This is a genomic window from Citrobacter rodentium NBRC 105723 = DSM 16636 (assembly GCF_021278985.1).
GTDB classification, from domain to species: Bacteria; Pseudomonadota; Gammaproteobacteria; order Enterobacterales; family Enterobacteriaceae; genus Citrobacter_A; species Citrobacter_A rodentium.
This window is the reverse complement of the sequence record NZ_CP082833.1, coordinates 1,119,438-1,132,303: the sequence shown is the minus strand read 5'-3', so window position 1 is coordinate 1,132,303 and position 12,866 is coordinate 1,119,438. Positions and strand designations below refer to the sequence as shown.

Here is a 12,866-nt window from a genome sequence, read left to right as displayed (position 1 = left end):
TTTTTTTTACCTTCACTACCCGTGCGCCAGCGGGCTTTATGGCGGATCCCCAGAACGCCTCGGGCATCTGACAAAATTTAACCGTTTCCCCTGTTTGATCAAAGCAGCCACGCCGCCGCCTCTGGCACTCTGGACTTTTCATGTTGGCGGAGCGATGAATGAACCGGTTTATTATGGCGGATGCGGCGAAGTGTATCGGCTGTCGTACCTGCGAAGTCGCCTGTGTGGTTGCGCATCAGGAAAATCAGGACTGCGCGACGGTTTCGGCCGGGCAGTTTGCTCCACGCATCCGGGTCGTTAAAGACCATACCTTCACCACGGCGGTCGCCTGTCACCAGTGCGAAGACGCGCCGTGCGCGAACGTCTGTCCGACGCAGGCGATACGCCGCGAGCACGGGCATATCTTTGTGGAACAGGCGCGCTGTATCGGCTGTAAAAGCTGTATGCTGGCCTGCCCGTTTGGCGCGATGAATGTCGCCAGGCCTGGCGCGCGCGTACAGGCGTTGAAGTGCGATCTCTGCTGGCATCGCGAAAGCGGACCCGCCTGCGTGGAGGCGTGTCCAACTGGGGCGATAGCCTGCGTGAATGCGGCTGACATCCAGCGCCAGCGTCTGCGGGCGCAGCCGCTTTAGCCGGATTATGCGGGCGTATTACTGATTTTCCGCCCACGCGCGTTCAACTTCTTCCGCCAGAATCTTCACCCCGGCCTCAATTTTCTCCGGGTCGGGCACATAGTTCATCCGCATGCATTGATGGGTGTGCGGCCAGGGTTTATCCAGTCCCGGGAAGAAGAAGTGCCCCGGCACCATCAGCACGCCGCGCGCCTTCAGGCGCTGGTACAGCAGTTCGGTAGTGATCGGCAGATCCTGAAACCACAGCCACAGGAAAATTGCCCCTTCAGGCTTATGAATCAGGCAGCGATTCTCCGGCAGGTAGCGGCGAATAATGGCAATCGTCTGCTGAACGCGCTGGTAATAAAATGGCTTAATGACCGTTTCCGACAGGCGCAGCAGATCGTTACGCTTAATCATCTCGCTCATCATCGCAGGCCCGATTCCTCCCGGCGCAAGGCTGATGATGCCGTTCATATTAGAAACCGCGGTGATGATTTTTTCGTTGGCGATGATAATGCCGCAGCGCGAGCCCGGCAGCCCCAGCTTGGAGAGGCTCATGCACAGTACGATGTTTGGATTCCACAGCGGGCGCGCTTCACTAAAAATAATGCCCGGGAACGGCACGCCGTAGGCGTTATCAATCACCAGCGGAATATTGTGCTGGTTGGCAAGCCGGTCGAGCTTCATGAGCTCTTCATCGGTAATCACGTTACCCGTCGGGTTCGTTGGACGGGACACGCAAATCATCCCCGTCTCTTCGCCAATGTGCAGATGTTCAAAATCAACGTGATACTTAAACTGGCCTTCCGGCAGCAGTTCAATGTTGGGCCGCGCTGAGACGAACAAATCTTCTTCCAGCCCGGAATCGGCATAGCCGATATATTCCGGCGCGAGAGGGAAAAGCACCTTTTTGGTGCTCCCGTCGGCGCGACGTCCGGCAAAAAGATTGAATAAGTAGAAAAACGCACTCTGGCTGCCGTTTGTCAGCGCAATATTCTGTGGTTCGATATCCCAACCCAGATTCTCACGAAGTAGCGAAGCGAGGGCCGACAGTAGCTCGGTTTTACCCTGCGGACCGTCATAATTGCACAGCGCGTCAGTGGCTTTGCCGCTTTCCAGCATCTCTGCAAGCAGCGTATGGAAATAATCCTGCATCGCCGGGATTTTTGCCGGATTACCGCCGCCCAGCATGATTGCGCCAGGGGTGCGTAAACCGTCGTTGAGGTCCTCCATCAGGCGGGTGATGCCTGAATGGCGGGTAAATTTGTCGCCAAAAAGTGAAAATGTCATAACGGGTGGTCTGTCAAACGCTGTATCAAAGTGACTTACCTTAACGCCAGCTCTGACGGGGTGCAAATCGGGCTTCGACGGCCGTCTTGAGGTTTTATGCTGAAAATTGCTGTGAGAGTGGAGTTTTATCTGGTGAGCGTCCGGCGGCCTGCCTGCCCCGGACGGCGGTTTTTAGCGCTGCCCGGCCCAGACAACCATCACGCTGTCATCACCTGTCGTGCGCACAAAGCCGTAGCCCTGGGATAACGTCAGGGTGGTTTGCTTACCGGCGCCGATTGCCGGATGCCTGGCCCGGAACTGCCCGAGGCGCTGCCAGTGCGCGACGTTACCGGCAAATTTGCCGCTGATGTCCTGCCAGTTCATATCCGAGCGCGTGCCCTGTAGCGGGTCCGAGCCAGTCGGGCCGAAAGGACGCGCGGATTCGTCGCCATAGAAGATTTGCACCGCCCCCGGCGCCAGCAGCAGAAGCTCCGCCGCGTTATCATTTCCTTCGCGGAAAAGTCGGGTATCGTGCGAGGACAGATAGCTCAGCACGTTGAAATTTTGTAATTTCTCCGCCATTTGTTGCCAGACAGGATCGATGTTTGCCAGACAGTCCACCGCTTTTGCCGCCTGCTCCTGATAGTCAAAATTGATCATCGCATCAAAGCCGTGGCGATAGTAGTCGCTTTGCATCACGCCGTGGCCCCAGGCTTCGCCGGTCATCCAGAACGGCTTATCGTCAGGCGCTTTGTCCGGGTTGGCTTTTTTCCATTCGACCAGCGCAGCGCTGGCCTGGGTTTTTAACTGCTGCCATGCCGGAAGTTCAACGTGTTTGGCGGTATCGACGCGGAATCCGTCGATGCCGTAGTCGCGCACCCATTGGCTTAACCAGTGGGTCAGGTAGTCCCGCGGCGTATAGCCATCAATGGCTTTGGCGCGCGTATCTGCTTTGTTCTGATAAAACACCGGCAGGCCGGACGGTACGGTGGATTCAGTTTTCAAATCCGGCAGAAAGGCCAGCGACATGGTCAAATCGTCAAAGCCAGGGCTGTCGTAATCGCCGATATCGGTGCGGATCCACGCTTTTCCCCACCATTTTTCCCACGCCGCTTTGTCGCTGAAGTTGATGTAATCATTAAAGCTGTGCCAGTTTTGTCCTGCGCCGGGTTTCCAGTCGGTCCAGCGTTCGCCAAGGGTCTTTTTCAGTTCATCGCCGGTAAGATAGAGCGCGCCGAAGTTAAACTCCTGCATGTCGGCCAGCGTCGCATAGCCGGTATGGTTCATTACTACGTCAAAGAGGACGCGAATCCCACGCTGATGGGCGCCGTCAACCAGCGCGCGTAAATCCTCCTCGTTGCCCATATTGGCGTCAAGCCGGGTCCAGTCCTGGGTGTAATAGCCGTGATAAGCATAGTGCGGAAAATCGCCTTTGGCGCCGCCGCCGACCCAGCCGTGAATCTGTTCGAACGGCGCGCTGATCCACAGCGCATTGACGCCCAGCTGCTGTAAATAGTCCAGTTTGCTGGTCAGGCCGCGCAGATCGCCGCCGTGGAAGGTGCCGATCTCTTCCATGCCATCTTTATGGCGACCATAGCTGTGGTCGTTGGTGGGATCGCCGTTGACAAAGCGGTCGGTCAGCACAAAGTAGACCGTGGCGTTGTGCCAGTCGAACGGGGCTGGCGCGTTCGTCTCCGCCCGTTCCAGCAGCAGCAGACCGTTGCTGTCCGGCGCGGGCTGTAGGGTGATCCTGCCTTCTTTCACCGTGGCGGTTTGCTGGCTATAGAAGTCCCGCACTACGGCGCCTTCCGGGAAGGTCTGCGCGACCTCCAGGGTCAGCGGCGAGCCATCCCACTTCGGGCACTGGCGAATGACCCTGGCGGCCGGTTCCGCCTCGTTCTGAATAGTAATCATCAGCGTCGGCGTACCGGAACGGGTGTCGATCTCAAGCGTGTAACTGCCGTCTTTGAACAGCCGCCACTGCGGCGGCGCGCCTTCACAGGGCTTCAGCGACAGCATCTGATTGAGTTTTACCGCATCGGCAGGCTGCCAGCACTGTTGGTCAAAATTGAGTAACAAAGGGCGGGTACCCTTCGTTAGCGCTGTCTGGCTGACGAACTTACCGGTACCCCCGGCGGTGAACGGCGGAAAGCCCTGCGATGTCCATGATGAGGCGATCCCCATCGCGGGCAGGAGCGCCAGCGTAACAGCGGCAAGTTTCATCGTGCGGTCCTTTTTGCGGCAATATTGACCAGTGTGCCTGAGAACCCGCCGGGAAAACTCATCCCTGCGCGCTGTTTGCTCAGGATGAGGCGCGCGGATGAGCGATCGCGGGCAAAAAACTGCCGTATTTTGCGATAAGCACCGCATTTTTTTGCATTTAGTACCGTGAGGGATGGTTTCGGCGTGACATGGTTTCGGATTTAGACTATTCCTTGAGGTGCTCTCGACCGTTATTTTTGGTATGATTTGAGATTCACCTCTCAAATTTGTGAACCAGATAAGGTGTTGGAATGATTCAATCCGACCAGGAGACCTAATGATATTGACGCCCATACGACGATATGGGGCAATGATTCTTATGTTACTCACCATCCTTTTTTCAGGTGAGGTGCTGGCGAAGACGCACACGACGACATCGAGTCAAAAGTCCCATGTAACGAAGGTAAGTAATAAAAAGGTAAGCAGTAAACAAGAGTATTCTCGCAATAGTGCAAAGAGTCGTTCACTTCCTGATTTGCGAAAATACCCTTCCGGAACACCGAGAAAAAAAGCGTTTCTCCGGACGGTTATGCCTTATATTACCAGCCAGAATGCTGCGATTACCGCGGAACGTAACTGGCTGATCGCTAAACAGTATCAGAACCAGTGGTCGCCTTCCGAGCGTGCGCGGATGAAAGATATCGCCAAACGCTACAAGGTGAAGTGGTCTGGCAATACGCGGACGATTCCGTGGAACACGCTGCTGGAGCGCGTGGACATTATCCCGACCAGTATGGTGGCGACAATGGCTGCGGCGGAAAGCGGCTGGGGAACCTCTAAGCTTGCGCGCGCCAACAACAATCTGTTCGGCATGAAGTGCGCCAAAGGGCGTTGCACTAATGCGCCGGGCAAGGTGAAAGGGTACTCGCAATTCGGCTCGGTCAAAGAGTCGGTCAGCGCCTATGTCGCCAATCTGAACACGCACCCGGCTTACGCTTCGTTCCGTAAATCGCGCGCCCAGTTGCGCAAGGCGGACCAGGAAGTCACGGCGACGGCGATGATCCATAAGCTGAAGGGTTATTCAACGAAGGGGCAGAGCTACAACAACTATCTGTTCGCGATGTATCAGGATAACCAGCGCTTAATTGCGGCCCATATGTAATATTTGCCCGGCGGCGCGATGCCTACCGGGCACTTTCTAAGTGTCCATGCTCGCTGCGGCTAATCCGGCCTGCATCCCGTCCGCAGGCCCGGAGCAGCAAATAACCTTACATCAACACTTCACTGTTCACATCACGATACTCTTTCGGCGTCGTGCCATACTCTTTTTTGAATACGGAATAGAAGTACTGCAGCGAAGGATAGCCGCACATCTGGGAGATTTCGTTAATCGACAGCGTGGTGGAAATCAGCAGGCTGCGCGCTTTCTCCAGCTTTTCTGCGTGGATCACCGCGTGGATAGTCTCGCCGACCTCCTCTTTAAATCGCTTCTCAAGGTTTGAGCGGGAAATGCCGACGGCATCCAGCACCTGATCAACCTTAATGCCTTTACAGGCGTGGTTGCGGATGAAGTGCATCGCCTGGATAACGGCGGGATCGGTAAGGGAACGATAGTCCGTTGAACGACGCTCGACCACGCGCACCGGCGGCACCAGTATGCGCTGTAGCGGCAGCGCTTCGTTCGCTAACAGCCGGTGCAGCAGCTTCGCTGCCTGATAGCCCATCTGCCGCGCCCCCTGCGCCACCGACGACAGCGCCACGCGGGACAGATAGCGGGTTAATTCTTCGTTATCAATGCCAATCACGCACAGTTTTTCCGGCACCGGGATATGCAGATGTTCGCATACCTGGAGGACGTGGCGGGCGCGCGCGTCGGTCACCGCGATAATGCCGGTCTGCGGCGGCAGGGTTTGCAGCCAGTCCGCCAGCCGATTTTGCGCATGCTGCCACAGCTCTGGCGCGGTTTCCAGCCCCTGATACACCACGCCGCGGTATTTTTCTTCCGCAACCAGCTGGCGAAAAGCGTGCTCGCGTTCCGCCGCCCAGCGTTTCCCGCTGGAGGCCGGCAGTCCGTAAAAGGCGAAGCGGTTAATGCCTTTTTCTTTCAGATGCAGGAAGGCGCTTTCGACGAGGGCGTGATTATCGGTGGCGATATAGTGTACCGGCGGGTAATTTTCCGCCAGATGATAAGAACCGCCCACGCCGACAATCGGCACATCGACATCAATTAATAAGCGGGCAATGTCAGGGTCGTCGTAATCGGCAATAACGCCATCGCCCAGCCACTCTTTAATGTTATCAATTCTGGCGCGAAAATCCTCTTCTATGAATATATCCCATTCAGATTGTGATGCTTGTAAATATTCACCGACGCCCTCTACAACCTGGCGGTCATAGGCTTTATTCGCATTAAATAACAGGGTAATACGGTGACGGTTATCAAACATAAGAACATATCCTGATCAATGTGAACATGGGCTGGTCGATACTATCACTAGCGTGGCGCCATGCGAAATTCATCATAGCTCAATGAGGAAGACAATTATCATTTTTTATCTGGCGGTTATGGTTTTTTGTTTATTTCTCAACCTTCGATCCGGATCGCCTTTTTACCCGGGATGATTTTGGCTTTTTTATGTCCTTTTTTGGGAGCCAGCGCACATTTGGGTATTCTCTCAATGGCGGTGTGAAATAACGTAATTGAGCTCTAAATCGGGAAATTCCAGTATTAAGCCATCGCAATTACTCGCTGTATTACCTGATTACGGAGTTCATTATGCAGGCATATTTTGACCAACTCGACCGTGTTCGTTTCGAAGGCCCTAAGTCCACTAACCCTCTGGCATTCCGTCACTACAACCCGGATGAAATCGTGCTGGGCAAACGGATGGAAGATCATTTGCGTTTCGCCGCCTGCTACTGGCACACCTTCTGCTGGAACGGGGCGGATATGTTTGGCGTCGGCGCGTTTGACCGCCCCTGGCAGCAGCCGGGCGAAGCCCTGGCGCTGGCAAAACGCAAAGCGGACGTGGCGTTTGAATTCTTCCACAAGCTGAACGTTCCGTTCTACTGCTTCCACGATGTCGACGTTTCACCGGAAGGCGCGTCGCTCAAAGAGTATAAAAACAACTTCGCCCAGATGGTCGATGTGCTGGCTGCGAAGCAGGAAGAGAGCGGCGTGAAGCTGCTGTGGGGCACGGCGAACTGTTTCACCAACCCGCGCTACGGCGCAGGCGCGGCGACCAACCCGGACCCGGAAGTCTTTAGCTGGGCGGCGACCCAGGTGGTTACGGCAATGGACGCCACTCACAAACTGGGCGGCGAAAACTACGTGCTGTGGGGCGGTCGTGAAGGCTATGAAACTCTGCTGAACACCGATCTGCGCCAGGAGCGTGAGCAAATTGGCCGCTTCATGCAGATGGTGGTCGAGCACAAGCACAAAACCGGCTTCCAGGGCACGCTGCTGATTGAACCAAAACCGCAGGAACCGACCAAACACCAGTATGATTACGATGCGGCCACCGTTTACGGCTTCCTGAAACAGTTCGGTCTGGAAAAAGAGATCAAGCTGAACATTGAAGCCAACCACGCGACGCTGGCGGGACACTCCTTCCATCATGAAATCGCCACCGCTATCGCGCTGGGCCTGTTTGGTTCCGTCGATGCCAACCGCGGCGACGCGCAGTTAGGCTGGGATACCGACCAGTTCCCGAACAGCGTGGAGGAGAACGCGCTGGTAATGTATGAAATCCTGAAAGCGGGCGGTTTCACCACCGGCGGCCTGAACTTTGACGCGAAAGTCCGTCGTCAGAGCACCGACAAATACGATCTGTTCTATGGTCATATTGGCGCGATGGATACGATGGCGCTGTCGCTGAAAATCGCCGCGCGCATGATTGAAGATGGCGAACTGGATAAACGCGTGGCAAAACGTTACGCCGGCTGGAACAGCGAGCTGGGTCAGCAGATCCTCAAGGGCCAGATGTCGTTAAGCGAACTGGCGCAGTATGCTGAACAGCATAACCTGGCGCCGGTACATCAGAGCGGCCATCAGGAACTGCTGGAAAACCTGGTTAACCACTACCTGTTCAATAAATAATCGCTATCGCCGGGCGGCGCTCTGTTGGCCCGGCCTACGGTTGTTGTAGGCCCGGTGAGCTTCGCGCTGCCGGGCATTTTCATTGAAGGAACCCACCTATGTATATCGGGATCGATCTTGGCACCTCGGGCGTAAAAGCCATTTTGCTCAATGAGCAAGGCGAGGTTGTGGCAGCGCAAACGGAAAAACTCACCGTCTCCCGTCCTCATCCGCTCTGGTCGGAACAGGACCCCGAACAGTGGTGGCTGGCGACAGATCGCGCCGTCAAAGCGCTGGGCAAACAGCATTCGTTAAGCGAGGTAAAAGCGTTAGGCATTGCCGGGCAGATGCACGGCGCAACGCTGCTTGATGATCAGCAGCGCGTTCTGCGTCCCGCCATTCTGTGGAACGACGGACGCTGTGGCGAAGAGTGCGCGCTGCTGGAAGCGCAGGCGCCGCAGTCCCGCGCCATCACCGGCAACCTGATGATGCCCGGCTTTACCGCGCCGAAGCTGCTCTGGGTGAAATGCCATGAGCCGGAGATTTTTCGTCAGGTGGCGAAGGTGCTGCTGCCGAAAGATTATCTGCGTTTGCGTATGACGGGCGAGTTTGCCAGCGATATGTCTGACGCCGCGGGAACCATGTGGCTGGATGTGGAAAAGCGTGACTGGAGCGATGTCATGCTGGAAGCCTGCGGTCTGACCCGCGACCATATGCCTGCGCTGTTTGAGGGGAGTGACATCAGCGGAACCTTACTGCCAGAGATCGCGACGGCGTGGGGAATGCCCGCGGCGCCGGTTGTCGCTGGCGGCGGCGATAACGCGGCGGGCGCCGTTGGCGTCGGCATGATTGACGCGAATCAGGCCATGCTGTCGCTGGGCACCTCTGGCGTCTATTTTGCCGTCAGCGACGGCTTTCTCAGCAAACCGGAAAGCGCGGTACACAGCTTCTGTCATGCGCTGCCGGGCCGCTGGCATCTGATGTCGGTGATGCTGAGCGCCGCCTCCTGCCTGGACTGGGCGGCGAAACTCACCGGACTGGAGACGGTCCCCGCGTTGCTTGACGCCGCGCAGACGGCGGATACCAGCGCCGATCCTGTCTGGTTTTTACCGTACCTGTCCGGGGAGCGCACGCCGCATAACAATCCACAGGCGAAGGGCGTGTTCTTTGGCCTGACGCATCAGCACGGTCCGGCTGAACTGGCGCGCGCGGTGCTGGAAGGGGTGGGCTATGCGCTGGCCGACGGTATGGATGTGGTGCATGCCTGCGGTGTGAAACCGCAGAGCATTACCCTTATCGGCGGCGGGGCGCGCAGCGCGTACTGGCGGCAGATGCTGGCGGATATCAGCGGACTACAGCTTGATTACCGCACCGGCGGCGACGTCGGCCCCGCGCTTGGCGCCGCGCGTCTGGCGCAGATCGCGATGAACCCGGAAAAACCGCTAAGCGACCTGCTGCCGCAGCTTCCGCTGGAGCAAACGCACCGGCCCGATGCGCAGCGCCATGCGGATTATCAGCAGCGTCGTGAGACTTTCCGTCGTCTCTATCAACAACTTCTGCCGCTGATGTCCTGAGTATCCCTCCCGCCCCGGTGGCGGGAGAGATTTTTGCTATTTATATAAATGATTAATTCATAATTTAATTATATGAATTTATTCTGAAATTTCAGCGTGTAGTCCATTTTGTGCTGCCGCCTTCCTGGGGTTATCCCTTATCTTGCTAAGCTGGATAAGGAGATCCCAATGAAAAGCTCAACGTTTATTTCATGGTTGTTACTCTTTTCAGGCACATTGACTTATGTCATCGGTTTCTGGCGGGCCTGCCCGTTACTGAGCGGTAAAGGCTATTTCCTTGGCGTTTTTATAACCGTCTGGTTTGTCGCCTGGGTTTATCTGCGTGAGGTTATGCGGGGAGAGATTGACGAACGCTTTATCTCCGTATGCAAACTGATGGCGCTGGTCATGACCGGATTGCTTTTAGTTGGGGTCATCAATGCGCCGCTGACGCCCGGCGAAAGGGTGCTTTATCCAGTGGCGTTGTGTGTCAGCTTACTGGGGCTTGTTCGTGTGATACGGACTGAGGATCGTTGCAACAAGAGGGAATAACGTTGTTATTATATTGCCTGAGCTATTATTTACTGCGCCGCTATAAACGGCGTTCTGCCTGAAGCAGTATCTTTTCCTGTAAACGCCCGGTCTCTGTCCAGACCGGGCGTTTGCCTGTTAACTCACCAGCCGGCGCGTATCCACCCGCTGCAACAGCATGGAAAGCAGCAAACTTCCGGCCAGCGTGGCGCTGAAAATCCACAGCATATCCAGCGGCGGCCAGCGTTTAATGTCGAGCCCGCTGGTGCGCAGCGCGTGAATAATCAGCGCGTGAAAACCATAAATTCCCAGCGAATGGCGGGAGATCAGGCCCAGTCCGGGAACGGTCTGCCGGTTCAGCGTGTTTTTCACCAGCGTCAGTAGGGAAACGGCGCAGATGAACACCATCGGGCCGCAATAGAGATACCAGGTATCGGCAAAATTCCCGCGCCATTGCAGTTCATGCTGCGTGCCGCGAGAAATGATCATTACGGCGACGATAAACAGCACGCCGCTTAGCACAGTGAAAGCGCGTTTTTGCGTCTCCATCATGCCAATCGCGCGTCCCAGCATCCCGAAGAGCAGGTAATAGAAGGTGTCGCCGTTGATATATAAATTCACCGGCAGCCACTCAACGCCGCCGATTTTTTGTGGGACGGTATTGGGATTGGCGATGATACCCACCACCACTATCAGCGCCAGCAGCATTTTACCGCCGATCTGTTTTACCTGGATCAGCGGAGAAACCAGATAGATGACGGCGATGGCAAAGAAAAACCACAGATGATAGAAAACCGGCTTTTGCAGCAGATTTTTTAACGAGAGCTCCGCGTTAATCGAAGTAAACAGCGTGATATAGGCCATCGCGACGGCGCTGTAGAACAACAGACACAGCTCAATGCGCAGGAAATGACGCTTCTGCGCGCTGCGCTCACCAAAAAAGAGATAGCCTGAAATCATAAAAAATAGCGGTACGCTGACCCGTGATGCCGAATTCAGGATGTTGGCGAGATCCCAGTTAACCGGGCTGACGCTGTGGGCATTGGTAATGTACCAGGTGGTGGTATGGATCATCACCACCATTAAACAGGCGATCCCGCGCAGGTTATCAATCCAGTAAATTTTGGGCTGCATCCGTTCCTCTCATCTGGTTTAAAAAAGGTCAGACCCGCATTTCTTCGGCCTGTCCTGGTGGAAAAATCTGAGATTGTACGCTAAAGCTTGTGATGGTCCGCCGGGATTCGCAAAATGCTTTTGCCATACAGCTTAATAACAACTTAACTTTCCAGTCCATCAGGCGGTAAGAAAATGATAACCAAGCCTCTCTTTCCGGCAATCATCATTGTGATGCTGGCAGGATGCGCCACCACGTCGCCGCCGGTGCAAAAGGCGCAAAAACTCAAAATGAGCCCAACGCGCACGCTGGATATGGAGACGTTGTGTAAAGAGCAGGCGGCGCGACGTTACAACACCGGCGCGCAGAAGATTGCCGTTACTGGCTTCGAGCAATTTCAGGGAAGCTATGAGATGCGCGGTTCTACCTTCCGTAAAGAGAGTTTTGTCTGCTCTTTCGACGCGGAGGGGCAGTTTTTACATCTTTCCATGCGTTAAGCCTGCCTTTTTCCCGTTTCGTACTGTATATCTTGCAGTCAGCGGGTATACTGAGCCCTTCCTTTAAATCCACACGTATCCAGCACGAAATAATATGCAAAAGTTTGATACCAGGACCTTCCAGGGCTTGATCCTGACCTTACAGGATTACTGGGCTCGCCAGGGCTGCACCATCGTTCAACCATTGGACATGGAAGTCGGCGCGGGAACTTCTCATCCCATGACCTGCCTGCGCGCGCTGGGGCCAGAACCGATGGCGACTGCCTACGTGCAGCCTTCTCGTCGTCCGACCGACGGACGCTACGGCGAAAACCCGAACCGTTTACAGCATTACTATCAGTTCCAGGTGGTGATTAAGCCGTCGCCGGACAACATTCAGGAGCTGTATCTCGGGTCGCTGAAAGAGTTGGGAATGGATCCAACCATTCACGACATTCGCTTCGTGGAAGATAACTGGGAAAACCCGACCCTGGGCGCCTGGGGACTGGGCTGGGAAGTGTGGCTGAACGGCATGGAAGTAACGCAGTTCACTTACTTCCAGCAGGTTGGCGGACTGGAGTGTAAGCCGGTTACCGGTGAAATCACCTACGGTCTGGAACGACTGGCGATGTACATTCAGGGCGTGGACAGCGTCTACGACCTGGTCTGGAGCGACGGCCCGCTGGGTAAAACCACCTACGGCGACGTATTCCATCAGAACGAAGTGGAACAATCCACCTATAACTTTGAATACGCGGACGTCGACTTTCTGTTCACCTGCTTTGAGCAGTACGAGAAAGAAGCGCAGCAGCTGCTGGCGCTGGAAAACCCGCTGCCGCTGCCGGCTTACGAGCGTATTCTGAAGGCCGCCCACAGCTTTAACCTGCTGGATGCGCGTAAAGCCATCTCTGTCACCGAGCGTCAGCGCTACATTCTGCGTATTCGTACCCTGACCAAAGCCGTGGCGGAAGCTTACTATGCTTCCCGTGAAGCCCTCGGCTTCCCGATGTGCAATAAAGATAAATAAGA

General features: G+C 55.6%; 11 protein-coding genes. 7 read left to right on the top strand and 4 right to left on the bottom strand.

All coding sequences use genetic code 11. The annotated features are described in order from the left end of the window. The first annotated feature begins 158 nt into the window (after positions 1-158). Entirely contained in the window at positions 159-632 is a 474-nt protein-coding gene (locus tag K7R23_RS05325; protein ID WP_024133012.1) for a 4Fe-4S dicluster domain-containing protein, read from the top strand. A gap of 18 nt (positions 633-650) precedes the next feature. Here K7R23_RS05325 and avtA read toward each other — a convergent pair whose 3' ends face one another. Both avtA and K7R23_RS05315 read right to left on the bottom strand, forming a co-directional pair. Continuing rightward, on the bottom strand, positions 651-1,904 hold the full coding sequence (gene avtA / locus K7R23_RS05320; protein WP_012908177.1) for a valine--pyruvate transaminase: 1,254 nt from the start codon (positions 1,902-1,904) through the stop codon (positions 651-653). Between the two features lie 171 nt (positions 1,905-2,075). Next, positions 2,076-4,106: an alpha-amylase gene (locus K7R23_RS05315; protein ID WP_012908178.1), complete on the bottom strand. Its 2,031-nt coding sequence runs from the start codon at positions 4,104-4,106 to the stop codon at positions 2,076-2,078. 316 nt (positions 4,107-4,422) lie between these two features. Between K7R23_RS05315 and K7R23_RS05310 the strand changes: the two genes are divergently transcribed. Continuing rightward, the gene (locus K7R23_RS05310; protein WP_012908179.1) at positions 4,423-5,247 is read left to right on the top strand and encodes a protein bax; all 825 of its coding nucleotides are present in this window, start codon (positions 4,423-4,425) and stop codon (positions 5,245-5,247) included. Between the two features lie 106 nt (positions 5,248-5,353). Here K7R23_RS05310 and xylR read toward each other — a convergent pair whose 3' ends face one another. Next, complete coding sequence (xylR, locus tag K7R23_RS05305) at positions 5,354-6,532, bottom strand: D-xylose utilization transcriptional activator XylR (RefSeq protein ID WP_012908180.1); 1,179 nt, start codon at positions 6,530-6,532, stop codon at positions 5,354-5,356. A 329-nt stretch (positions 6,533-6,861) separates the two neighbouring features. Here xylR and xylA point away from each other — a divergent pair, with 329 nt between their 5' ends. The 3 genes from xylA to yiaB all read left to right on the top strand — a co-directional run bounded on the left by xylA (position 6,862) and on the right by yiaB (position 10,268). Further along, positions 6,862-8,184, top strand: a complete 1,323-nt coding sequence (xylA, locus tag K7R23_RS05300; RefSeq protein WP_012908181.1) for a xylose isomerase — start codon at positions 6,862-6,864, stop codon at positions 8,182-8,184. A gap of 98 nt (positions 8,185-8,282) precedes the next feature. Beyond that, positions 8,283-9,737 carry a xylulokinase gene (xylB, locus tag K7R23_RS05295; protein ID WP_012908182.1) on the top strand — a complete coding sequence of 485 codons (1,455 nt, stop codon included), beginning with the start codon at positions 8,283-8,285 and terminating at the stop codon, positions 9,735-9,737. Positions 9,738-9,905: 168 nt separating this feature from the next. After that, complete coding sequence (yiaB, locus tag K7R23_RS05290; protein ID WP_012908183.1) at positions 9,906-10,268, top strand: inner membrane protein YiaB; 363 nt, start codon at positions 9,906-9,908, stop codon at positions 10,266-10,268. 117 nt (positions 10,269-10,385) lie between these two features. Here yiaB and K7R23_RS05285 read toward each other — a convergent pair whose 3' ends face one another. Continuing rightward, positions 10,386-11,381 carry an acyltransferase gene (locus K7R23_RS05285; protein WP_012908184.1) on the bottom strand — a complete coding sequence of 332 codons (996 nt, stop codon included), beginning with the start codon at positions 11,379-11,381 and terminating at the stop codon, positions 10,386-10,388. A 174-nt stretch (positions 11,382-11,555) separates the two neighbouring features. On the opposite strand from K7R23_RS05285, the gene K7R23_RS05280 reads away from it, so the two are divergent. Together K7R23_RS05280 and glyQ are read left to right on the top strand one after the other, a co-directional pair. Further along, entirely contained in the window at positions 11,556-11,858 is a 303-nt protein-coding gene (locus tag K7R23_RS05280; protein ID WP_012908185.1) for a YsaB family lipoprotein, read from the top strand. 94 nt (positions 11,859-11,952) lie between these two features. After that, entirely contained in the window at positions 11,953-12,864 is a 912-nt protein-coding gene (glyQ, locus tag K7R23_RS05275) for a glycine--tRNA ligase subunit alpha (protein ID WP_001168551.1), read from the top strand. The last annotated feature ends 2 nt before the right edge of the window (positions 12,865-12,866 follow it).

Coding starts and splice junctions, on each gene's coding strand:
- K7R23_RS05325 (WP_024133012.1), top strand. CDS start 159: ATGAACCGGTTTATTATGGCGGATGCGGCGAAGTGTATCGGCTGTCGT.
- avtA (WP_012908177.1), bottom strand. CDS start 1,904: ATGACATTTTCACTTTTTGGCGACAAATTTACCCGCCATTCAGGCATC.
- K7R23_RS05315 (WP_012908178.1), bottom strand. CDS start 4,106: ATGAAACTTGCCGCTGTTACGCTGGCGCTCCTGCCCGCGATGGGGATC.
- K7R23_RS05310 (WP_012908179.1), top strand. CDS start 4,423: ATGATATTGACGCCCATACGACGATATGGGGCAATGATTCTTATGTTA.
- xylR (WP_012908180.1), bottom strand. CDS start 6,532: ATGTTTGATAACCGTCACCGTATTACCCTGTTATTTAATGCGAATAAA.
- xylA (WP_012908181.1), top strand. CDS start 6,862: ATGCAGGCATATTTTGACCAACTCGACCGTGTTCGTTTCGAAGGCCCT.
- xylB (WP_012908182.1), top strand. CDS start 8,283: ATGTATATCGGGATCGATCTTGGCACCTCGGGCGTAAAAGCCATTTTG.
- yiaB (WP_012908183.1), top strand. CDS start 9,906: ATGAAAAGCTCAACGTTTATTTCATGGTTGTTACTCTTTTCAGGCACA.
- K7R23_RS05285 (WP_012908184.1), bottom strand. CDS start 11,381: ATGCAGCCCAAAATTTACTGGATTGATAACCTGCGCGGGATCGCCTGT.
- K7R23_RS05280 (WP_012908185.1), top strand. CDS start 11,556: ATGATAACCAAGCCTCTCTTTCCGGCAATCATCATTGTGATGCTGGCA.
- glyQ (WP_001168551.1), top strand. CDS start 11,953: ATGCAAAAGTTTGATACCAGGACCTTCCAGGGCTTGATCCTGACCTTA.